This is a genomic window from Halobacteriovorax sp. RT-2-4 (assembly GCF_047085445.1).
GTDB lineage: Bacteria > Bdellovibrionota > Bacteriovoracia > Bacteriovoracales > Bacteriovoracaceae > Halobacteriovorax_A.
This window is the reverse complement of record NZ_JBKIXY010000001.1, coordinates 1877307-1898705: the sequence shown is the minus strand read 5'-3', so window position 1 is coordinate 1898705 and position 21399 is coordinate 1877307. Positions and strand designations below refer to the sequence as shown.

The following is a 21399-nucleotide window of genomic DNA, read 5'->3' as shown; positions in this document are numbered from 1 at the left end:
ATTAAAATTATAAGGATAATAAATGAAATTATTATTAGCTCTAGTTTTTAGTAATATCGTATTTGCAGCTGGTGGTGAATACCACGGTGGTCACTTATCTGACCTACTTGTTCCTGCAATTAACTTCACAATTGTATTTGGTTTTATGGCATGGAAGATTATTCCATTCATGAAAAATTCATTTGTAGAAAAAGCAGATTCTATTAAGGATCTTGTTGAGTATGCAGCTGAAAAAGATGCAAAAGCAGAAAAAGTATTATCAGCTTCAAAAGCTAAGCTAGATAATATCGAAGGTGAGAAAGAACAAATCATCACTAATGCGAAAAAAGATGGTGAAAAGTTCGAAGAAACTTATGTTCAAGAAATCAAAGCATCAATGGAAAAAATGGAAGTAGATTCTGCACACAAGTTAGAATCTGAAAAGAAGATGATGCTTAAACAACTTAATGAATCGCTATTAGATGAAGTTATTTCTAAAACGAAAACTAAAATTCATTCTGATAGTTCATTATCAAATAAAGCAACAAGCAATTTAATTTCAAGACTATAGTTCTAGGGTTAGTAAGATGAAAGAAAAGAATGTAGCCAAAGCGTATGCAAAAGCGATTTTCAGCCTAGGTAAAGAGTCTAATATTAATACAGCACAAGAGCTTACTGCTCTTACAGAAGTAATCAATGCAAGTAATGATCTAGAAAACGTAATGTTTTTAGATGTATTTACTGTTGAGGAAAAAGCTTCTGTTATAAGTGACGTATTAACAAAGTTAGGGCTTTCTCAAGTTGTAAAATCATTTATTAATTTCCTACTTCAAGAAAAGAGAATTGGAATTCTTCCACTCATCTTTAAAGAAGTAATCGTTATGGATGATCATGAAAGAGGTTTCATGAGAGGAACAATTGAAGGTAATGCAGATTCAATTGATACAGAGTCACTTAATAAGATTAAATCTTTTATTAAGTCACAACTTGGATCAGAGCCTGAGTTAACTTATACAAAAAACGAAAAAATTACAGCAGGTGTTCGTGTGACAGTTGAAGACTATCAAATCGATGCATCTGTAGATAAACAACTTAATACTTTAAAAGAATCAATTATAAATGGCTAATGGCCAATTATTGTAGAGGTAAATGATGTCAATGAATCCAGAAGAAATTACGAGCATTATCAAAGACAGAATTGCTAACTTCGAAACTAAACTTCAAGTAGACGAAGTAGGTACAGTTCTTACTGTTGGTGATGGTGTTGCTAGAGTTTTCGGTCTTAAAAACGTAATGGCCGGAGAGCTTGTAGAATTTGCTACAGGTACAAAAGGTATGGTTCTAAACCTAGAAACTAACAACGTTGGTGTTGCTATTCTTGGTGATGATCCAAAAATCACAGAAGGTTCAACAGTTAAAAGAACTCAAAAGATCGTTGAAGTACCAGTAGGTGACGCTCTTTTAGGTCGTGTTGTTGATGCTATTGGTAATCCAATCGACGGACAAGGTGAAATCGTTTCTGAACACTCAAGACGTGTTGAAATTAAAGCTCCAGGTATTCTAGGTAGAAAATCTGTACATGAGCCACTTCAAACAGGTATTAAAGCTATCGACGCTATGATCCCAATCGGACGTGGTCAACGTGAGCTTATCATTGGTGACAGAAAGACAGGTAAAACTGCTGTTGCAATCGATACAATCATCAACCAAAAAGGTAAAGATGTTGTATGTATCTACGTAGCTATTGGTCAAAAGAACTCAACAGTACGTCAAGTACAACAAAAACTAAAAGAAGCTGGTGCTCTTGATTATACAATCATCGTATCTGCTACTGCTTCTAACTCTGCACCTCTTCAGTACCTAGCACCATATACTGGTTGTACAATGGGTGAGTACTACAGAGATAGCGGTAAGCACGCACTAATCGTTTATGATGATTTAACAAAGCAAGCACAAGCATATCGTCAGCTTTCACTACTTCTTAGACGTCCACCAGGACGTGAAGCATTCCCAGGGGACGTTTTCTACTGTCACTCAAGACTACTTGAGCGTGCGGCGAAACTATCTGATGACCTAGGAGCTGGTTCACTAACTGCACTTCCAGTTATTGAAACTCAAGAAGGTGACGTTTCTGCATATATTCCAACAAACGTAATCTCGATTACAGATGGTCAGATCTTCCTAGAAGGTGACCTTTTCAACTCAGGTATCCGTCCAGCTGTTAACGTTGGTATTTCGGTATCACGTGTTGGTGGTTCTGCTCAGATTAAAGCAATGAAAAAAGTTGCTGGTACATTAAGACTTGATCTTGCTCAGTACCGTGAACTTCAAGCTTTCGCGGCTTTCGGTTCAGATCTAGACGAAGCTACTCAAAAACAACTTTCAAAAGGTGAGAGACTTGTTGAGCTACTTAAGCAAGCACAATATTCTCCATTTGATGTTATCGATCAAACTGTATCTGTATACGCTGGTACAAAAGGTATGTTCGATTCAGTACCTGTTGATAGAGTAAGAGATGCTGAAAAAGATCTTCTAGATCACCTAAATACTTCTCACTCAGATCTTATGAGTTCACTAAGATCAGAGAAACAAATCTCTGGTGAGAATGATGGTAAATTAGCAACTGCAATTAAAGAATTTATTGCAAGTAAGAACTACTAATTAATTGAGGAGCCATAATGGCAAATATTAAGGATCTTAAAAAGAAAATCAAAAGTACTAAGGGTACTTTAAAGATTACGGAAGCTATGAAACTTGTTTCAGCTGCAAAGCTAAACAAGGCTCAGAATGCTATTCTGAATGCGCGTCCTTATGCAAATGAATTAGAAGATTCAATTAAAACAATTTCTGCTTTAGTAGAAGGTTACAATCACTCTTTCTTAAATAATAACGAATCTAAGAAAGAAGTACTTCTTGTAATCTCTTCAAATAAAGGTCTTTGTGGTGGTTATAACTCTGGTCTTGCAAAAGCTGTTAAGGCTTATATTGCGAACCATGAAGATACAAACAACCTTGAAGTGCACTTTATTGGTACTAAGGTAAAAGAACTTGTTGTGAAACTTGTTAACGCTGGTGAATCATACGGTTTTGAAAGAACTGAACCACAATTTCATGAAGTTCAAACGATTGCTAATAAGCTTTCAGAACTTTTTGCAACTGGTGAAGTAGGAAAGGTAAGTGTTGCTTACAACATTTTCCATTCTGCAATTCAAATCGAGCCAACAGTTAAACAAGTACTTCCAATGACTCTTGATTCATCTGAAAGAGATGAGCTAAAGGAAAAGTATCCGTTTGATTTCAGATACAACCCTGGTGCGGAAAGTATTTTAGATGGCCTAATCCCAGAGGCGTACACGAGTGCAATGTGGACTGCAGTATTAGATGCTACAGCAGCAGAGCACGGATCACGTATGTCAGCAATGGATAGTGCCGTTGGAAACTGTAAAGATGCAATTAGAACACTAACTATTAAAATGAATAAATTGAGACAAGCGGCGATTACAACTGAACTTATTGAAGTTGTATCTGGTGCTGAGTCCCTCAATGGTTAAGGAGCGTAGAATGTCACAAGCAAAAGGTGTTATTCGTCAAGTTATGGGTCCTGTTGTAGACGTTGAATTTGCTGATGGAAATTTACCGGAAATCTATAACGCCCTTTTAGTTACAAACTCAACAATCAACGACAAAGAAAATAACCTTGTTCTTGAAGTTGCAACTCACCTAGGTGATAACGTTGTTAGAACGATCGCTATGGACCAAACTGAAGGTCTATCAAGAGGTTTAGTTGTATCTGACACTGGTGCTCCAATTCAAGCACCTGTAGGTCGTGAATGTCTTGGTCGTATCATCAACGTAGTTGGTGAAGCGATTGATGAAGCTGGTGAATTAGGTAATAAAAAATCTTACTCAATCCACAGAGAAGCTCCATCATTTGAAAATCAATCAACAAAACTTGAGCCATTCTTTACTGGTATTAAAGTTATTGACCTTCTTGCTCCATACTTAAAAGGTGGAAAGATTGGTCTATTCGGTGGTGCTGGTGTTGGTAAAACAGTTCTAATTATGGAACTTATCAACAACATTGCTACTCAACACGGTGGTTTCTCTGTATTCGCTGGTGTTGGTGAAAGAACTCGTGAAGGAAACGACCTTTACGAAGAAATGAAAGAGTCTGGGGTTATCGATAAAACTGCACTGGTATACGGTCAGATGAACGAGCCACCAGGTGCACGTGCTCGTGTTGCTCTTACAGGTCTTTCTCTAGCGGAATACTTCCGTGATGAAGAAAAACAAGACGTACTATTCTTCGTTGATAATATCTTCCGTTTTACTCAAGCTGGTTCAGAGGTATCTGCACTACTTGGACGTATTCCATCTGCCGTAGGTTACCAACCAACTCTTGGTACTGAGATGGGTGCTATGCAGGAGCGTATTACTTCAACTAAAGATGGTTCGATTACTTCTATCCAAGCTGTATACGTACCTGCCGATGACTATACTGATCCGGCTCCAGCAACTACATTCGCTCACTTAGATGCGACTACTGAACTTTCACGTTCAATTGCTGAAAAAGGTATCTACCCAGCGGTAGACCCACTAACATCATCTTCAACAATTCTATCTCCAGCTATCCTTGGTGACGATCACTATGATACTGCTCGTTCAGTTCAACAGATCCTTCAAAGATATAAAGAGCTTCAAGATATCATCGCGATTCTTGGTATGGACGAACTTTCTGAAGAAGATAAAATTCTAGTTGGTCGTGCAAGAAAGATTGAGAAATTCCTTTCTCAACCATTCTTCGTTGCTGAGCAGTTTACAGGTATCCCAGGTCAATTCGTTGATATCAACGATACGATCAAAGCATTCAAAGCTATCCTAGCTGGTGAGTGTGATGAAGTTCCTGAGCAAGCTTTCTACCTTGTTGGTAACCTAAACATGGTATATGAAAAGTGGGAACAACTTAAGAAGGATGCTTAATAAGTAGCAAGTTCCATGGGGTAACCCATGGAACTACGCAAAGGATTAAATGATGAGTAACTTTGTTGTAAATATTCTAACGCCTAGCTCAGTTGTTGCGAAGAACGTACCAGCAGACTCTGTTTTCGTTCCTACTCTAAAGGGTGAAATCGAAGTTCTTGCAGGTCACACTCACATTGTTGAGAAGCTAGCTACTGGTAGCGTTGCTGTACATGGTGATGATTCGGAAAGATTTTTCACTGTTACTAACGGTATCGTAAAGGTTTTAAACGACCAAATTACTATCCTATCAATGACTTCTGAAGAAGATTGTCAAATTGATGAGGAAAGAGCTACAAATGCACTAATTTACGCTCGTGAGAAGCTGAAAGGTACTTTAACTGATGAAGATCTAGTTAAATTCCGTCGTAAGCTTGATAGAGCGCAACTTAGGTTACAACTAGTTAAGCAAATTTCGAAATAATAGATTAGGCCCTGTTTCCAGGGCCTTTCTTTTTACTACTTCACTCGGCAAAATCTGCCACCTAAGTTCTAAATAACCTAATGATGCGAAAATAGAGCTAATGATTATTAGGTTTATTTGTATCTTTATTTCTTTATTAGTAGCTAATGCTTATGCATTAACAGGCGGAGATATAGTTACACTTAAGCCAAAGAAATTTGACCTTAGAGAAACATTTGAACTTCACAAAAAATTTGTTCCTCCTATTGCTTATCAGGGTGAGGTGGAAACAGATGAGATTGTATTAGCAAGCTCAGGAGTACAAAAAGGCGCTAAGGTAAGTGGCAATATTAAAGAGAGTGATGATCTCGTCTTTTTTTCCTATGGTGCTCAAGACGCTAAGAAAGATGCAACTGCAAAAACTCCACAGTTTAAAGCACCAATAGTTAAAGGTGTATCTAAACAGGCTTTAGGGCCAAAGAATTATAAGCCTGTAATTGATTTCTCAAGCTTTATTCAGTCAGCTGCTCGTAAAAAGAAAGCGGTTTCTAATTTTAAAGTTAAGTTGCGTGAGTTTGGCGAGAAGGGTATTTCGAAAAATAATCTTACAGATTTTGATTTAGTACCTACATATAATTTAAATGATTTATTTACTGATTCTGGAACTGGAGAAGTTCTAATTCCGATATCTAGTGACGATAGTTTTTCTACATTTAGGGGCTCTATTGCCGCGAGAGATATAATTAGAACAAATTTTGAACTTAGTGCTCGAAGCGAAACGACCTTCGATATCCCTGTAATCAATTCTGATTATCTACGTAAGATCTTAGAGAGAAACAAAGTAAAAGAGCATAGTGGTGCACATATTCTAGTTGATTTAGGTGATAAAATAGATACTTCTACCTTTATGGGATCCTTTAAGAAAAAAGTATATCTCGATCGAAATTTCAAAGAAGTTGATCCTGGGGATTCATTTGTTTATGAACTCTATCTTGATGTTGAATTGGGTAATCACTTAATTAAGTATATGGATTTCAAAGGCAAAGTTGCGCAAAAAATTATTCATCTTGTTCAAGATGAAATTACTTACGAAGCGCCATATTTATTAGATGCAAAGGCCATTAATTTTTCTGTTTATGAAGAAAATTTGGCGGCCAAGACCTTACAATCAATGAACTTGAACGATAGCGATATTCGCTATTTTAATCGTGAGATCACTGCTTCTAAGGTAGGACTAAATCGCTATAAAATTCTTACCCCATTGCGGGACGCTAGTTTTAAACACTATATTGAAGTTGGCAAAGAAACTTCGGTCTTTGTTGGCTTTAATGACATTAAGAAGGTGGTGATACCTTCTATTGAATATATCGATTATTTGAAGGAGCTATTTCAAAACCGGGCGGATAATGGAGCTTGTGTTATTCAAGTTAATTTGAATAAGCCACTCGTTAGTTTTGAAGCTTATATTTCTTCGATAAGTCCATCAGGATCATATGATTTTTATTATATGGATAAAGATGGAACAGTTAGTGCTGAAATTACAGGCTTAACGGAGAAGGTTTTTATTATTTCTCATGATTATGGAATTTTGAATACGAAAATAGATTCTGGGGAAGGAAGTATTCAATACACGCAAAGTTTCTGTACTGAAGGTTTATATATTATTGAAAATATCTAGTTTGAGAGAATATTACTAGATTTATCTTATGAGGAGATTGTATGAAAAAGATTTTAGTTGCAATGATGATTATGATTGCTGGTTTCCAAGCGCAAGCTGGAATTTATGTTGAGCCGTACCTAGCGTATAATATTCTAGGTGATACTGATGGTGATGATACGACTGGTACAAATATTGGTGGCCGCCTAGGTTATTCACTTCCTATGCTGGTAAGTTTTGGACTTGATTACAATATGGGTTCATATACGGCTGAAGATAATACAGGTGACACTGATTTTGATACAACAAACTTTGGACTATTCGTAGCTGTAGATTTACCAATTCTTTTAAGAGGATATGCAAGTTATTACCTATCATCTGAAATTGATGCTGGAGCTGTTACTTTTGATGGTTCGGGAGTTGCTGTTGGTGTTGGTTTTACAATGCTTCCATTTGTTTCACTTAACTTAGAGTACCGTGCATTGAGCTATGATGGTGCTGGTGGTTTCCCAGACTTTGATACAAAAGAAATCTTAGTTGGTGTTTCACTACCACTTGATCTTTAATTAATAAAAGACTTTAAATATGAAGGCCCACATTAGTGGGCCTTTTTTTATTTCATCGAATTTTTAAGATTCGTATTCTTTATTATTAAATATTTCCATCGTTCGCTTGTAGCCAGCTTCAAGCATCTTAGTCATCTTCTTCGGATTTAAGCTGAAGATATCAGCGAAGAAGAGGTTGTAGTCATCATGCTTAGGAAAGATATCGATGAGTTTTACATCAGGATTAAAGTTTAGTTTTCGCTCAATAATTGATGTTATATGACGACGTTGTTCATTACTAAATTTTTCATTGAGCATATACTGATTTACAGTATCAATAATATCCTGTGCGGCAATACGTCTTGCTCTTGAATCAACAATTTTCTTTTGAATCATTAAGTAAATAGCCTGCGTACAAATGGCAGGAAGGCCATAGTTAGCAAGGGAGCCAATTTCATCCTGATAGTGATAAGGCGTATGGGTCCAGCTTGAAATGATATATTCACAACTATTATCAACGGCAACGTGAGTTGAAAGTGTTTCACGAATTTCACCATCAATATAGAAATCTGTCGTATCTGTAACAGTGTTATGAATTGGATAAGGTGTATAGAATGGCGGTACACTCATTGAAGCAGTTGCAGCCTCAGCAATTGGAATATCAGTATAGTAGTGTGCCGTCGGATCATGGCTAGGATTAGGGTAATTATAGCGAGAAAATATTGTCTTTCGCGAATTATCTAATTGTGTTGCAATGATAAAAAGATCCGCATCATAGTCATCGAAATTGTTCGATTTTATTACGTTTTCAATTATGTAGTCGTGCAGTCCTGTTGTGGAAAATAGTCCTGAGACTGTCATGATTGGTTTCAAAAGACTTTTGATAACAAGTGGAAAGCCATCCAATGGATCGTAGAGATTCGGATGGTGAGGCTTTAGACTAGGTCTCTTTAAAGAGAGCATGTCCTTATATGTAATTGGTTTCAAACCTGTTTTGTTTTTTTGAATAAAAGCTTCAATAACTTCAAGTGGTGAGTGACCCGAGGCTAAGAAGAGACTAATTAGAGCACCTGCACTTGAGCCAACATATGTTGATATTTCGTAATCTGGATTTACATCCGAATGATTGTGCTTAAATGTGAAACCAAGATCGTGAAGGGCCCAGCTTACTCCAAGGTGCCATGCGGCAGCCTTTACGACACCGCCAGAGAGAACTAAGGCAGTCTTTTTATTCCTGAAGTTTTCTATATCAACTCTGTTCATAAAAAAATTATACTCGAAATACGAATTTATGTATTGATAATTTTTGGCAAAGCACGTCAAGTTGGTTAAAATTAAGAAATGATTTGGATGGACATAAATGACTATTCATTGTTGAAGGGAATCTCAATATCAACAATTCGTCGCTACATAAAAAGAGATAAATTAATTTGGAAATTTGATCAGGGTAAATATCTGATTCAAATGAACGAGTGGGAATATAACGATTCACTAAGTGCATCGAACGCCATCGTATACCTAAAGCGTTTACAAGAAGAACATGAACTTCTTAAAAAAGAATTAATTAAAACCAAGCAAGAAAATAATGAATATAAAATGCTCGTAGATCTCTACGAAGGTCGTCTCAATGAAAACAATCAAATTACTTATAACTAGTTTACTTCTCATTTTAGCAGTTGATACTTTAGCTGCTCCAAGTGCTCGTCGTTGTATGATCCTACCTGTTAGAGATTCTGTCGGTGGCGCTCTTGGTTATGAAGTCTTTGCTAAAATAGAAGGTTATTTGAAATCTTCTCGTTGGTGTTACTACCAGTACAACTCTGAAATTATAAATATCTTATCAAATTATAAAAAAAATCTTGATGCAGCTTTAGAGAACCCAAAGGTTTTAAAACTTGTTTCTGAAAAAACAAATGCAGGTTCATTAATCAAGGTTAAAATAGAAAGTCTTCCAAAAGGTGTTGCAGTAAATATGCAAATCTTTGGGGCCAATGGAAAAGATATCTACTTCAATGAAAAGATTGAGCTTAATAGTGATGATCCAGGACTAATTGCACAAACTGCAAATAATTGGCTTGATCAATATGAAAAACAAATCCCATATGATGCCCGAGTCTTAGGTGTTTTAGGTCAGCAATTTTCAATTGATCTCGGTAAAGATGCAGGAATTTTTACTGATTATGAAGTAAAAGTTGTTCGTCCAATGCGCCGTCGCAAGCACCCTCTTTTACAAGAGGTTGTTGATTGGGAAACGAAAACAATAGCAACTGGAAGAATTATTCACGTAGGTGAATCTTTATCACAAGTAAAAGTTTTACGTTATGAAGATAAAAGCTTAATTCAAGCTGAAGATTGGGTATTAATTTCTAAGAATACAAAAGATTCTGAAAAAAGAGACTTAAAGTATGATCCAGTCGAAGGAAATGATCGTACTTCTTCTTTTGGAAGATTAGGGGAATTTGGTCTTGCTCTAAAAATTGGGACAGGCTCAAATAATAACTCATCAATTTCAAATGGTACAAAATCAATTAATGGTGTGGACTTTGCAATTGCCTTTGACGGTGAACTCTGGGTAACGAGAAATTACTGGGTGGGCTTAGAGTTAGAAAAAGGTTTTGGAAAGTATTCTAAGGATGCTGGAAATCTTGTTTCAGATTCTAATTCAATGGATTCTTCTCGTTTTAGACTTCTATTTGGATATAAATACCTTCCGATGGGCTTTTTCTATGGGCCACAAGTCGATGTCTTTTTTGGTTATGGATCATATACTCATGGTTTTGATAATCAAGTTGCAGATGGTTTCACAGAAATTAATTTTAGTGGCCTATTAGTTGGTGCAAGAGCAAGTATGCCTCTTATTCGCGGTGTACGTGTATATTTTCAATTCGATTTCATGCTTGATCCTGGATACGAAGAAGATGTTTCGATCTTTGGTAGTGCAAAAGATACGAGTAACTTTCACGTAGCTGCAGGTGTCGAGTATAAGTACGGACCAAATATTAATCTCTATGGTGGAATTGACTACCTAAGTGATAAAGCTGAATTTGCAAGCGATGGTACGAAAGTAACTGTTAAAAACACGGCCTTAAAGGGCGGAGTGAAGTTTGCGTTCTAAAAAGACTTTCTAAAATTAGACGAGAATAAAATGAAGCGTATAAAAGAATTAGCAGATCAAATAAAGATCCATAAGGCATTATACTATGCTGGTAAACCAGAAATTTCTGATAGTGAATATGACAAATTAGAAGATGAGTTAAGAGAACTTGATCCCGAGAACTCTGTACTTAATTTAGTAGGCTCAACTATAACGTCACTTGATAAAGTGAAACATGATAAGAAAATGTTATCACTTGGTAAGACTTATAAGATGGAAGAACTGATTTCTTGGGCAAAGGAATACGAAGTTTTAGGAATCTATAAGGTTGATGGTGTTTCTTGTTCGCTTATCTATGAAGATGGTCATCTAGTTTTAGCAAAGACTAGAGGTGATGGAACTTATGGTGAGAATATCACTCAAAAAGTTCAATGGATGAAGGGTGTTCCTGGATCCATCTCTATTAAAGAAAGAATAGAAATTAGAGGTGAGATGTATTGTGATGAAGAATCATTTTTTCACCTTTCTGAAACGATGGTTGCTCAGGGATTAGAAAGGCCATCTTCTCAACGCAATATCGTAGCTGGGCTTGTTGGACGTAAAGAAAATATTAGTCTTTGTTCTTTTATAAATTTTAAAGCATTTGATTTAATCGGCATAGATTTCGATAAAGAAAGTCAAAAGTACGAGACTCTTAAAAAAGAAGATTTCGATATTCTAGAATATACACTGATGCATACAAAGAAAGATTACGAGTCTGCAATTGAAGACGCAAAAGATTTCATGGCCAATGGTGAATATCTTATTGATGGACTAGTCTTTGTATATAATGAAATTAAACTTCATGATGAACTTGGAGAAACTGCTCATCACCCTCGCTATAAAATGGCATTTAAATTTGAAGGGGAAACAGTACAAACAATTCTTAAATCGATAACGTGGCAAGTTTCTAGAAATGGAATCTTAACACCTGTTGGTGAAGTTGAACCTGTTTCAATTAGTGGAGCAGTTATATCCCGTGTGACATTACATAATTATGGAATGGTAAAACAACATAATTTAAAGGCCGGAGATAAAATTGAAATTATTAGGAGTGGAGAGGTAATTCCAAAGTTTTTACAAACTATCGAAGAATCTGAAAATGATTTCACTATTCCAGAATGTTGTCCTAGTTGTGAGTCAAAAGTAATTATCGAAGATATTCGCTTGTTTTGTAAGAATCCTGCATGTCCCGCTCAAGTAAAAGAAGCGATCTTAAATTTTATTCAAAAAATTGGAATCGATGATTTAAGCTCAAAGCGTCTTGAAGAGATGATTCGTAAGAAATTAGTTATGACAATCGAAGATCTCTATAAGTTAGAGATGGATCAGCTTTTAACTTTGGATAAAGTAAAAGATAAGTTAGCAACTAAACTTCTAACAAGTATTGAAGGATCAAAGAAAGCTGATTTGATTACATTTATATCAGCTCTCGGTATTACTGGCGGAGCCTATAATAAGTGTGAAAAAGTTGTACATGGTGGGTTTGATTCAATTGAAAAACTTTTAAATATGAATGCAGATGAACTTGCAACTTTAGAAGGGTTTGCAGAAAAATCTGCAACAACTTTTGTAAACTCACTACAAGAGAAGAGAGATTTAATTAATAATTTGCAAGAATTAGGTTTCACATTTGAAGTAATTGAAGAAGAAGTTGGTACAGGATTGGCTGGTTTAAAAATTTGTATTACTGGTTCTCTATCACGTAAACGTAGCGATATCGAAAAAGATATTAAAGCAGCTGGTGGTACACCAGTTGGTTCAGTTAGTAAGAATACAGATATTCTTCTTACAAATGAAACAGAAGCTAAATCTTCTAAGTATAAGAAGGCATTAGATTTAGGTATTTCAATTAAAACTGAAGATGAAGTAATGGGAATGATTAGCTAATGGCCAAGAAAAGTAAAAAAGTTTTTGAATGTTCGAATTGTGGATTTCAAACTGCAAAGTGGATGGGTCGTTGTACTGACTGTGGTGAGTGGAATAGTTTTGTCGAAGAAACATTTACTCCAGTACAAGAGAGTATAAAAGTAAAAGCCGTAGGTGAAACAGCACCAAAGAAACTCAAAGAAATTGAAGTTGAAACTTATAATCGAGTTAGTACTGGTATTGGTGAATTTGATAGAGTTGTCGGTGGAGGACTCGTTCCAGGATCACTTATTCTCATTGGTGGAGAGCCTGGTATTGGGAAATCGACTTTACTGACTGAAATGTTATCTAAGCTTTCAGGACAACAAAGTGATCAGAGCTTTCTTTATGTGAGTGGTGAAGAAAGTGAAGGACAGGTTGCTGGACGTGCTAAACGCATGGGCCTTAAAAATGATTCGTTTTATATTTATAATGAAACAAACTGGCAAAATATTTTAAATCAAATTAAAAAAATTAAACCACGTTTTATGGTTCTTGATTCAATCCAAACGACTACTTCTAGTGAGCTACAATCGCCTCCAGGTACTGTTTCTCAAATTCGAGAAGTTACCTATGAGTTAATGAATCATGTCAAAGCTACAGGGATAACTTGTTTTATTGTAGGTCATATTACTAAAGACGGTGCTATTGCAGGGCCAAAGATTCTTGAGCATATGGTGGATACAGTTATCTATTTTGAAGGTGATCAATTTGGTCATTATAGAATGCTTAGAGCAATCAAGAATCGTTTTGGAAATACAAATGAAGTAGGTATTTTTGAAATGCAAGAAGATGGGCTTAATGAAGTAAAAAACCCATCACAGTTTTTCTTGGATGATGATCTTGAGGATAGTTTTGGAAAAAGTTTAACTTGTATCAAAGAAGGAACAAGACCTTTATTTGTAGAAGTTCAAGCCTTAGTTGCAGAAAATAAATTTGGTAGTGGCCGTCGTACGACACAGGGACTAGATAATAATCGAGTAGCAATGATGGTTGCAATTATTGAAAAATATGCAAATATTCCAATGGGAATGAATGATATCTATGTGAATGTTGTCGGTAGCATGAAGCTTACAACACGTGAGTCAGACTTAAGTATTATCGCAGCATTACTAAGTTCTTATAAATCAAAACCAATTCCAAAAGATACTGTCTTTTTAGGGGAGGTTGGTCTTACTGGTGAAGTTAGGACTGTTCCTCATATGGAAATGCGAATTAAAGAAATGGAACAACTTAATTATAAAACGTTGGTTGCTTCACCGAAAGTAGCAAAAGACTTTGCTCAAAAATCAAAATTGAAAATTATTCCCGTAAGAAAAGTTACAGATATATTTAAAGTACTAGGGGACTAGCCCCTAGTATTTTAAAAATTAATTTGAATATATTTATCCCAAAGTTTCTTCTTGTAGTCGAAGTATTCGCTGTTAGCTGAAGAAGATTCGAAGAATGATTCTTTTTCCCATTGTTTACTAACATCATCGATTGTCATAAGACCTGCACCAATTGCAGCCGCGAGGGCCGCTCCGTAAGAAGTTGTTTCAATAACTTTTGGTCTTGTAACATTTACTCCTGAAATATCGGCTTGGATTTGCATTAGAAGATTATTTGCTACGGCACCGCCATCAACCTTAAATTCTTCGAGGTTACTACCCATGTCGCTTTTCATTGCTTTGATAAGATCATTGATACTTAAAGCGATTCCTTCAAGGGCCGCTCGACAGATATCGTTAGTGTCAGTTGCACGAGTCATTCCAATTAATGCAGCTTTTGCATGTGGTTTCCAGTATGGAGATCCAATTCCTGTGAAAAATGGAAGAAGAATGAGATCTCTGATTTGATTTAAGTCTTTGACTGCATTCGCCTTATCTTCTGTCTGAGCTGCATTATCGATAATTTGGAGATTGTCACGTAACCATTGTACACAGGCTCCAGCTATATAACATGAACCTTCAAGAGCGTAATATGTCTTACCTTGATACTTATAGGCAACAGTAGTTAATAGGCCATGTTCAGAGTACTTCTTTTCTTCCCCAGTGTTAACTAGCATGAAGGCACCTGTACCATATGTACATTTTCCTGTTCCTTTTGTGAAACATGCTTGTCCAAATAAAGCGGCTTGTTGATCACCTAATATTCCATTTATTGAAATACCATCTGGCAGAAAATCTAAACCTTTTGTTGTTCCAAAATCACATATTGATTCACATATTTCTGGTAAGTCATTTTTAGCAACGCCTAAAATTTCACAAAGGTTAGTATCCCAGTCACAAGTATCTAAAGACATCAGAAGAGTTCTAGAAGCGTTAGATACATCTGTTTTAAATGAGTCACCATTAGTTAAACGGTAAAGTAAGAAAGTATCAATAGTCCCAAAACGAAGGTCGTGATTCTTATGTGCTTCTTTTACGTACTGATTATTATTTAATAACCAATGAATCTTAGTTCCAGAAAAATATGGGTCGAGAGGCAGGCCAGTGATTTTCTTAAAACTGTCTTCGTGTGTCTTCATAGAATCGCAAAAATCTGCGGTACGACGATCTTGCCAGACAATGGCCTTTGCAAGTGCTTCACCTTTTCGATTGAATGCACATGTTGTTTCACGTTGATTTGTAATTCCAATAGAAGCAATGTTATTTGGATCAATATTATTTCTTTTAAGAACAGTTTGAACTGTACTCTTAACGCTCTTCCAGATTTCATCAAGATCGTGTTCAACCCAACCAGTGTTAGGAAAGTACTGTTTAAATTCTTGATTTTCTTTATCAACAAATTTGAAAGTTTTGGCGTCGATAATAGTAGCAGTGGTACCAGTAGTACCTTGGTCTAATGATAAAATATACATTTTTACTCCAGTATAAAGAGTTAAATAATAGTAAAAAGCTATTCAGTTAATTTTACACCGGGGTTGTGGCCTGGGTAATTACGCACGATGCTGTTAACAGCAATTTCCCATTGTTTTGCTAAAAATGAGTTACTACCCTTTAGAAGTGAAACCGATAGACCGATTAAGATAACAAGTAAAAAGATGAACTCGACAAAGGTTTGCCCAGCTTGATTAAGAATATTTTTCTCTAGCTCTTTGTCTTGTGTTTTTTGCATAGTGCAATCTTACCTAATTAAGTGTATAATACCATTCTAACTGGGGTTAAGAGTTGAGTATACAAAGAAAAAAATTTCCATATAAGATCATTCTGGTAGCTTGTGTACTGGTTTTAGGATCGTTATTTGTAACTGATGACAGTTTTACGACTGCTAAAGTTGCAGGTGTGGATGTTAAAAAGATTCAACATTATGAATCGATGCTCGTTCGACCAGATCTAAAATCAACTGAAGGCAAAACTTTTAAGAAAGAAGAACTTTCTAAAGGTGTTGTTATCCTGAACTTTTGGGCAAGTTGGTGTACTCCATGTCTTGAAGAATTTCCAAGTTTAGTTAGCCTACGTTCTGAGATCAAAGACCCTAAGCTAAAGATCATTGCAATTAATTCAGACGAAGGTCAAAAGCAGCTTAAGAAAATTAAAGATGTCGTTAAAAAGTATAAAGTTAACTTTGATGTTGTAAAAGATGGTCAAGGTAAGTTAACAGATGCATTTATGGTCTCTGCCATCCCTGTTTCTATTGTTTACAAAGATGGCCGTGTCGTTGAAGTTGCAAAGGGTTCTAAAGACTTCAATTCGGAAGAATTCAAAGAAAAAATTCGCGAATGGCTTAAATAGAATTCTTATCTACCGCTAGATTTCGTCCCCAATTATAAGTAATTTCAGAAATCGTATTTGTTTTAAATATACTAAAACGAGGCTTAAATCTTTTTATGATTGCACCTTGATCATACTTTCCAACTGCAGCAGCAGCATTTAAAGTAATTCCGGCCCACATTTGAGTCATGTTAATTTTGTACATTGGTGCACAAATTGAAGCTAATAGTAGTAGGTTATCGCAATGGCAAGATCCTGGATTATAATCAGATGCAATTGCCAACTTACACCCACCATCTGCTAATTGCTTTGCATCAGCTTTAGGTTTTCCTAAGAAAATTCCTGTTCCAGGAAGTACTGTTGCAACTGTTTTTGATGCAGCTAACTTTTTAATTCCATCTTCGGTTGTACATAGAAGGTGATCCGTACTCAGAGCACCTAGTTCGCAAGCAAGTATGGCCCCTTTATTATCATTAAATTCATCGGCATGAGTCTTTAATGGTATTCCGTACTCTTGTGCAACAAGTGCAAGTTTTTTCACATCTTCAGAATCGAAATAGCCTTGCTCATGAAAGATATCAACACAATCAATAATATTAAGAGGTGCTACTTCATGAAGTAAAGGAATTACGATTTCATCCATGTATTTTTGTGTTGAATCGTAACTCTTAGGAAGAGCATGTGCAGGCATGAATGTATTAAAGATTTGTATATCAGGTGCAAATTCTTCTTTTAGTTTTGCAATTAACTTAGTCATTCTTAATTCACCTTCAAATGAAAGTGAATAACCAGATTTTACTTCAATTGTACCTACACCGTAACTAGCGATTCGTTTGATTCTTTCTCGACAACTATCAAGAAGTTGCTCATCACTTGTATTATTTGTCCCATTTGAAGTCGCAACAATACCACCACCGGCCTTAGCAATTTCTTCGTAGTCAGCACCATTAAGTCTCATTTGGTATTCATTGGCACGATTACCACCAAAAATTAAATGAGTATGTGAATCGACTAACTCGGGAGTAACAACATAACCTTCAAGGTCTTTTACTGTCTTCGCTTTCTTTAGATACTCTACAGGAATATTTTCGCTATCTCCAACCCATACGATTTCATCTTCTTCAAATACAATTGCACCATGCTGAAGTATTGAGATATCTTCAGCAAGAAGATTGCGGCCGTCTTTTTTTTGGGCCGCTTCAAGAGTTAGGATTTCGTTAATATTCTTGTAGATGATCATTATTGTAATTTTCCTGTATGCTTCTCAACTGCACGTAGTAATTCACCATTTGCAATAAGCGCTTCGATATTATTGATATCGCGATAGAAAACTCTATCTTCAACAATTTTATCAACAGACTTTCTGATATGTGAAATTAACTCTTCAATTGCAGGTGAAGATTTAAGAGGGCGATGAAATTCAATAGCTTGCGAGTTACAAAGTAGTTCAATTGCTAAACATTTCGTAGCATTCTCAATAACTTCATGAAGCTTACGTCCTGAAGTTACACCCATTGAAACATGATCTTCTTTATCTGTTGAAGTTGGAACAGAGTCCACACTTGCAGGATGACATAGGTATTTATTTTCTGATGTTAATGCTGCTGCTGTAACGTGAGCAATCATTAACCCACTATTAAGTCCTGATTCAGGAGTTAAGAAAGCTGGTAGATCAGAGAAAGTTGGGTTCATCATTTTCTCAACACGTCTTTCACTGATATTACAAAGTTCTGCTACACCAATTGCTAGATAATCCATGGCCATTGCGATTGCTTCACCATGAAAGTTTCCACCTGAAATAACTTCATCTTCACCTAGAAAGATAAGTGGATTATCTGTAACAGCATTAAGTTCAATTCCTAAAACTTCTTTTGCATGAGAAAGAGTTTGTCTAGAAGCACCGTGGACCTGAGGTACACATCTTAGAGAATATGGATCTTGAACCTTTCCACAATCAACGTGTGAATCTAGAATTTCACTTCCAGCGATAATATTATTTACGTTAATGGCACTTGCAAGCTGACCTGGGTGTGGTTTTAAACCATGAATTTTATGGTCATATGCTCTAAGTGTTCCACGAACACCATCAAGAGTTGTTGCTGCACAAATATCAGCAATACGAACAAGGTTTTCAGTTTTCTTAATTGCTAGCGCACCAAGTGCCGCCATAACAGCTGTACCATTTATAAGAGCAAGGCCATCTTTTGGTCCAAGAACTACAGGCTCTTTCCCAATATCTCTAATAGCAAAGTCTGAGCGAACTTCTTTGCCACCGTATATAACTTCTCCTTCTCCAATTAATGCAAGTGCAATATGTGATAATGGAGCAAGGTCACCTGATGCACCAACTGAACCTTTTTCTGGAACAACTGGAATAATGTCATTATTTAAAAATGCGATTAACATATCGACAGCTTCAATTGAGACACCAGAAAAACCTGATGCAAGACAATTTGCTCTAAGAAGCATGATTGCTTTTGTGATTTCTTTTGAAAAAGGTTTTCCTACACCAGTACAGTGTGAGCGAATTAAGTTTACTTGAAGTTGAGCTAGGTCTTCCTTTTCAATATACTTATCTGATAAAGCACCAAAACCAGTGTTAATTCCATAAACAGGCTTTGCTTTATCGACAATATTTTGTACGTAGGCTTTTGACTTAACCATATTTTCACGAGCTATATCACTTAGTTTAACTTTAACAGTATCTTTTTTTGCAAATGATACTTCGTAAATATCGTCTACGCTTAAGCTGTGTCCATCAATAATAATTTCTTTCATCTTTTTATTCCTGTCTCTTATCTTAATGATTCTATTTGTGTTTGATATTGGTTTTTTTCTTTGCCAAAAATATATGATCCAGCAACGAGGTTGTGGGCACCTTTATCAAGACAAAGCTTTGCAGTGTCTTGGTTGATTCCACCATCGACTTGGATTTGTAATTTCAGGTTATGTTCTTCTTTCATTCTTTTAAGGTACGCAATTTTATCAAGTGAGTTTGGCATAAAGCTTTGGCCACCAAATCCTGGCTCTACTGACATAACAAGTAATAAATCAATTTCCTTCAGCAGTTCTAAAGGTATTGACTCAATATCTGTTGCTGGTTTTAGGGAAAGACCAATACTCTTGTAGTTATCGCGATATTTTTTGATCATTTCAAAATGATCACATTCGATTTCGTAGTGATAAGTTATATTCTCAATGCCTGAATCTTTTAACGCTTCAAAATGAAAAGCTGGATTTGTTACCATTAAATGTACATCGAGCGGGATATTTGTAATTTTCTTAATTTGTTTAATCACTGGAATTCCAAATGTTAAATTTGGTACAAAGTGACCATCCATTACATCTAAATGCAGCCAAAGATCCTTAACATCTTCTATTACTGAGATATCAGATATTAGGTTTGTAAAATCAGCTGCTAAAATGCTTGGTGAGATGATTGTTTGCATCTAAATCTCCTTAGCAAATATCGTTAAGAAATTTTGAAACTATCGTATTTGTTAGTAAGTCCGTTGACAGCATCTGTATCACGGCATGCTTTCTTACCTTCAAGTTGAATTACATCTAGTCTGATTGTTGCGTCTTTACATCCAACTAAGATCTTGTTGTCTGCAACTTTAACTTCACCAGCTTGAAGTCCCAAATTATCATATTTAGAAATTTCAATGACTTTTAGACGTTTTTCATTCAAGAAGCAGTAAGTACCTGGCCAAGGTTTAAGTGCTCTTACTTGATTGTGAATTGTATTAAAGTCACATTCATTAAATTTAATATGGCCGTCTTCTTTTTTTAGAGTAGGTGCAAAGCTTACTTTTGCTTCATCTTGCTCATATGAAGTCACTTTGTCATCTAACATATCTACGATGAAGTCGTTAAGTGTTAATGATGCTGCAAACTTTAGACGAGTATAAAGTTGTCCACCAGTCTCTTCAAAAGCAATATTGATTTTTGATTCTTTGACAATATCGCCCGCATCCATTTTCTTAACCATTCTTTGAATTGAAACACCTGTTTCAGTATCACCGTTTAAAAGCGCATATTGAATAGGAGCTGCTCCTCTATATTTTGGTAGGAGAGAAGTGTGGATATTGAAACAACCAATTTTAGGTTTATTTAAAACTTTTGATCCAAGGAATTGGGCAAAAGCTAATACGAGATAAAAGTCTGCATCAACTTCATCTAAAAGTTTAAGAAGCTCTTCATCCTTGTTTATATTTTCTGTTTGATAGAAATTGATTCTATTTTCTTTGCAATAAGTAATAACAGGAGGGGATTGAAGTTTTTGTCCTCTTCCTGCAGGTCTATCTGGCATACTAATGACAAGTTTCAGATCAATTTGTGGATGATTGGCCAGAAGTTCTAAACTTGGGCATGAGAAGTCTGGTGTACCAAAGAAAACTGCCTTAAGTTTTTTCACTATCTACCCTTAACCCTTTTCATATATCTCTTCGTTAAGAAGTTTCTTTTAAGAGTTGAAAGCCTTTCAAGAAAAACAATTCCATCGAGGTGATCATTTTCGTGTTGAATACATACTGATAGCAGTCCATCAACTTCTAGCACTTGCTCATTACCTTCGATATCTTGATAAGTTACTCGAATTTGTTCTGAACGTTTTACTTCTTCATAAATCCCAGGAACTGAAAGGCATCCTTCTTCATAAAGAATTTCACCCTGAAGTTTTTCAATTTTAGGATTGATAAAAATTCTCGGATTGAAGTTTGATAATTCTTGATCTTTTGTACCATCAGCACGAGTAATTTCTTTGCTATGAAAATCAATATCCATGACAAAGATGCGATCTGAAACACCAATTTGTGGTGCAGCTAAACCAATTCCAGGGGCATGGTACATTGTAAAAAGCATATCCTTACAAAGCTTCTTTAGCTCGTCGTCAAACTTTTCAACTGGAGATGCCACCTTCTTAAGAACAGGCGCAGGGTAAGTATAAATCTCTAGTTTTTCACCTTCTAGAGTGTAATCTTTTAAAAATTCTTCTGATTTATTCATGGAATTCTTATAGCATGTGTGCGGCGCACAAGTCCAGCTTTCCTCTATTTTTC

At 35.9% G+C, this 21399-nt stretch carries 21 protein-coding genes; 13 read left to right on the top strand and 8 right to left on the bottom strand.

The window, feature by feature from the left end; genetic code table 11:
* Positions 1 to 22 precede the first annotated feature (22 nt).
* The 8 genes from ACMAYL_RS09130 (at position 23) to ACMAYL_RS09095 (ending at position 7624) form a co-directional block, all read left to right on the top strand.
* On the top strand, positions 23 to 550 hold the full coding sequence (locus ACMAYL_RS09130) for an ATP synthase F0 subunit B (RefSeq protein ID WP_103218613.1): 528 nt from the start codon (positions 23 to 25) through the stop codon (positions 548 to 550).
* Positions 551 to 566: 16 nt separating this feature from the next.
* Positions 567 to 1106: an ATP synthase F1 subunit delta gene (gene atpH, locus ACMAYL_RS09125; protein WP_103218614.1), complete on the top strand. Its 540-nt coding sequence runs from the start codon at positions 567 to 569 to the stop codon at positions 1104 to 1106.
* Between the two features lie 25 nt (positions 1107 to 1131).
* A complete protein-coding gene (gene atpA, locus ACMAYL_RS09120) occupies positions 1132 to 2640 on the top strand; it encodes a F0F1 ATP synthase subunit alpha (RefSeq protein ID WP_103218615.1) in 1509 nt (502 codons plus the stop codon).
* 17 nt (positions 2641 to 2657) lie between these two features.
* Positions 2658 to 3530 carry an ATP synthase F1 subunit gamma gene (gene atpG, locus ACMAYL_RS09115; protein WP_103218616.1) on the top strand — a complete coding sequence of 291 codons (873 nt, stop codon included), beginning with the start codon at positions 2658 to 2660 and terminating at the stop codon, positions 3528 to 3530.
* 10 nt (positions 3531 to 3540) lie between these two features.
* The gene (gene atpD / locus ACMAYL_RS09110; protein WP_103218617.1) at positions 3541 to 4959 is read left to right on the top strand and encodes a F0F1 ATP synthase subunit beta; all 1419 of its coding nucleotides are present in this window, start codon (positions 3541 to 3543) and stop codon (positions 4957 to 4959) included.
* 52 nt (positions 4960 to 5011) lie between these two features.
* Positions 5012 to 5422: an ATP synthase F1 subunit epsilon gene (gene atpC / locus ACMAYL_RS09105; RefSeq protein ID WP_158246914.1), complete on the top strand. Its 411-nt coding sequence runs from the start codon at positions 5012 to 5014 to the stop codon at positions 5420 to 5422.
* A 100-nt stretch (positions 5423 to 5522) separates the two neighbouring features.
* A complete protein-coding gene (locus tag ACMAYL_RS09100) occupies positions 5523 to 7079 on the top strand; it encodes a hypothetical protein (protein ID WP_412471000.1) in 1557 nt (518 codons plus the stop codon).
* 41 nt (positions 7080 to 7120) lie between these two features.
* Positions 7121 to 7624, top strand: a complete 504-nt coding sequence (locus ACMAYL_RS09095; protein WP_412470503.1) for an outer membrane beta-barrel protein — start codon at positions 7121 to 7123, stop codon at positions 7622 to 7624.
* Between the two features lie 63 nt (positions 7625 to 7687).
* Here ACMAYL_RS09095 and ACMAYL_RS09090 read toward each other — a convergent pair whose 3' ends face one another.
* A complete protein-coding gene (locus tag ACMAYL_RS09090; RefSeq protein ID WP_103218621.1) occupies positions 7688 to 8866 on the bottom strand; it encodes a patatin-like phospholipase family protein in 1179 nt (392 codons plus the stop codon).
* Positions 8867 to 8944: 78 nt separating this feature from the next.
* Here ACMAYL_RS09090 and ACMAYL_RS09085 point away from each other — a divergent pair, with 78 nt between their 5' ends.
* From ACMAYL_RS09085 to radA, 4 genes are read left to right on the top strand one after another with little or no spacing between them, the layout of a single operon-like run.
* Positions 8945 to 9259: a hypothetical protein gene (locus ACMAYL_RS09085; protein WP_146037886.1), complete on the top strand. Its 315-nt coding sequence runs from the start codon at positions 8945 to 8947 to the stop codon at positions 9257 to 9259.
* Positions 9231 to 10718 carry a hypothetical protein gene (locus ACMAYL_RS09080; protein WP_103218622.1) on the top strand — a complete coding sequence of 496 codons (1488 nt, stop codon included), beginning with the start codon at positions 9231 to 9233 and terminating at the stop codon, positions 10716 to 10718. Before ACMAYL_RS09085 ends, ACMAYL_RS09080 begins: the two co-directional genes overlap by 29 nt.
* Before the next feature lie 30 nt (positions 10719 to 10748).
* Entirely contained in the window at positions 10749 to 12626 is a 1878-nt protein-coding gene (gene ligA / locus ACMAYL_RS09075; protein ID WP_412470999.1) for an NAD-dependent DNA ligase LigA, read from the top strand.
* A complete protein-coding gene (radA, locus tag ACMAYL_RS09070) occupies positions 12626 to 13996 on the top strand; it encodes a DNA repair protein RadA (protein WP_103218624.1) in 1371 nt (456 codons plus the stop codon). The genes ligA and radA overlap by 1 nt, the downstream gene beginning before the upstream one ends.
* Positions 13997 to 14007: 11 nt before the next feature.
* Here radA and glpK read toward each other — a convergent pair whose 3' ends face one another.
* A complete protein-coding gene (gene glpK, locus ACMAYL_RS09065; RefSeq protein WP_103218625.1) occupies positions 14008 to 15486 on the bottom strand; it encodes a glycerol kinase GlpK in 1479 nt (492 codons plus the stop codon).
* A 38-nt stretch (positions 15487 to 15524) separates the two neighbouring features.
* Entirely contained in the window at positions 15525 to 15743 is a 219-nt protein-coding gene (locus ACMAYL_RS09060; protein WP_103218626.1) for a hypothetical protein, read from the bottom strand.
* A gap of 53 nt (positions 15744 to 15796) precedes the next feature.
* On the opposite strand from ACMAYL_RS09060, the gene ACMAYL_RS09055 reads away from it, so the two are divergent.
* The gene (locus ACMAYL_RS09055; protein WP_103218627.1) at positions 15797 to 16360 is read left to right on the top strand and encodes a TlpA family protein disulfide reductase; all 564 of its coding nucleotides are present in this window, start codon (positions 15797 to 15799) and stop codon (positions 16358 to 16360) included.
* Here the strand turns inward: ACMAYL_RS09055 and hutI are convergent.
* The 5 genes from hutI to def are packed head-to-tail and all read right to left on the bottom strand — an operon-like array spanning position 16353 to position 21346.
* Entirely contained in the window at positions 16353 to 17579 is a 1227-nt protein-coding gene (gene hutI, locus ACMAYL_RS09050) for an imidazolonepropionase (protein ID WP_412470998.1), read from the bottom strand. The genes ACMAYL_RS09055 and hutI overlap by 8 nt on opposite strands.
* Entirely contained in the window at positions 17579 to 19117 is a 1539-nt protein-coding gene (hutH, locus tag ACMAYL_RS09045) for a histidine ammonia-lyase (protein ID WP_103218629.1), read from the bottom strand. Before hutH ends, hutI begins: the two co-directional genes overlap by 1 nt.
* A gap of 17 nt (positions 19118 to 19134) precedes the next feature.
* Entirely contained in the window at positions 19135 to 19788 is a 654-nt protein-coding gene (gene rpe / locus ACMAYL_RS09040; RefSeq protein WP_103218630.1) for a ribulose-phosphate 3-epimerase, read from the bottom strand.
* A 23-nt stretch (positions 19789 to 19811) separates the two neighbouring features.
* Positions 19812 to 20756 carry a methionyl-tRNA formyltransferase gene (gene fmt, locus ACMAYL_RS09035; RefSeq protein ID WP_158246915.1) on the bottom strand — a complete coding sequence of 315 codons (945 nt, stop codon included), beginning with the start codon at positions 20754 to 20756 and terminating at the stop codon, positions 19812 to 19814.
* Positions 20756 to 21346, bottom strand: a complete 591-nt coding sequence (gene def / locus ACMAYL_RS09030) for a peptide deformylase (protein ID WP_103218632.1) — start codon at positions 21344 to 21346, stop codon at positions 20756 to 20758. Before def ends, fmt begins: the two co-directional genes overlap by 1 nt.
* Positions 21347 to 21399: the final 53 nt, after the last annotated feature.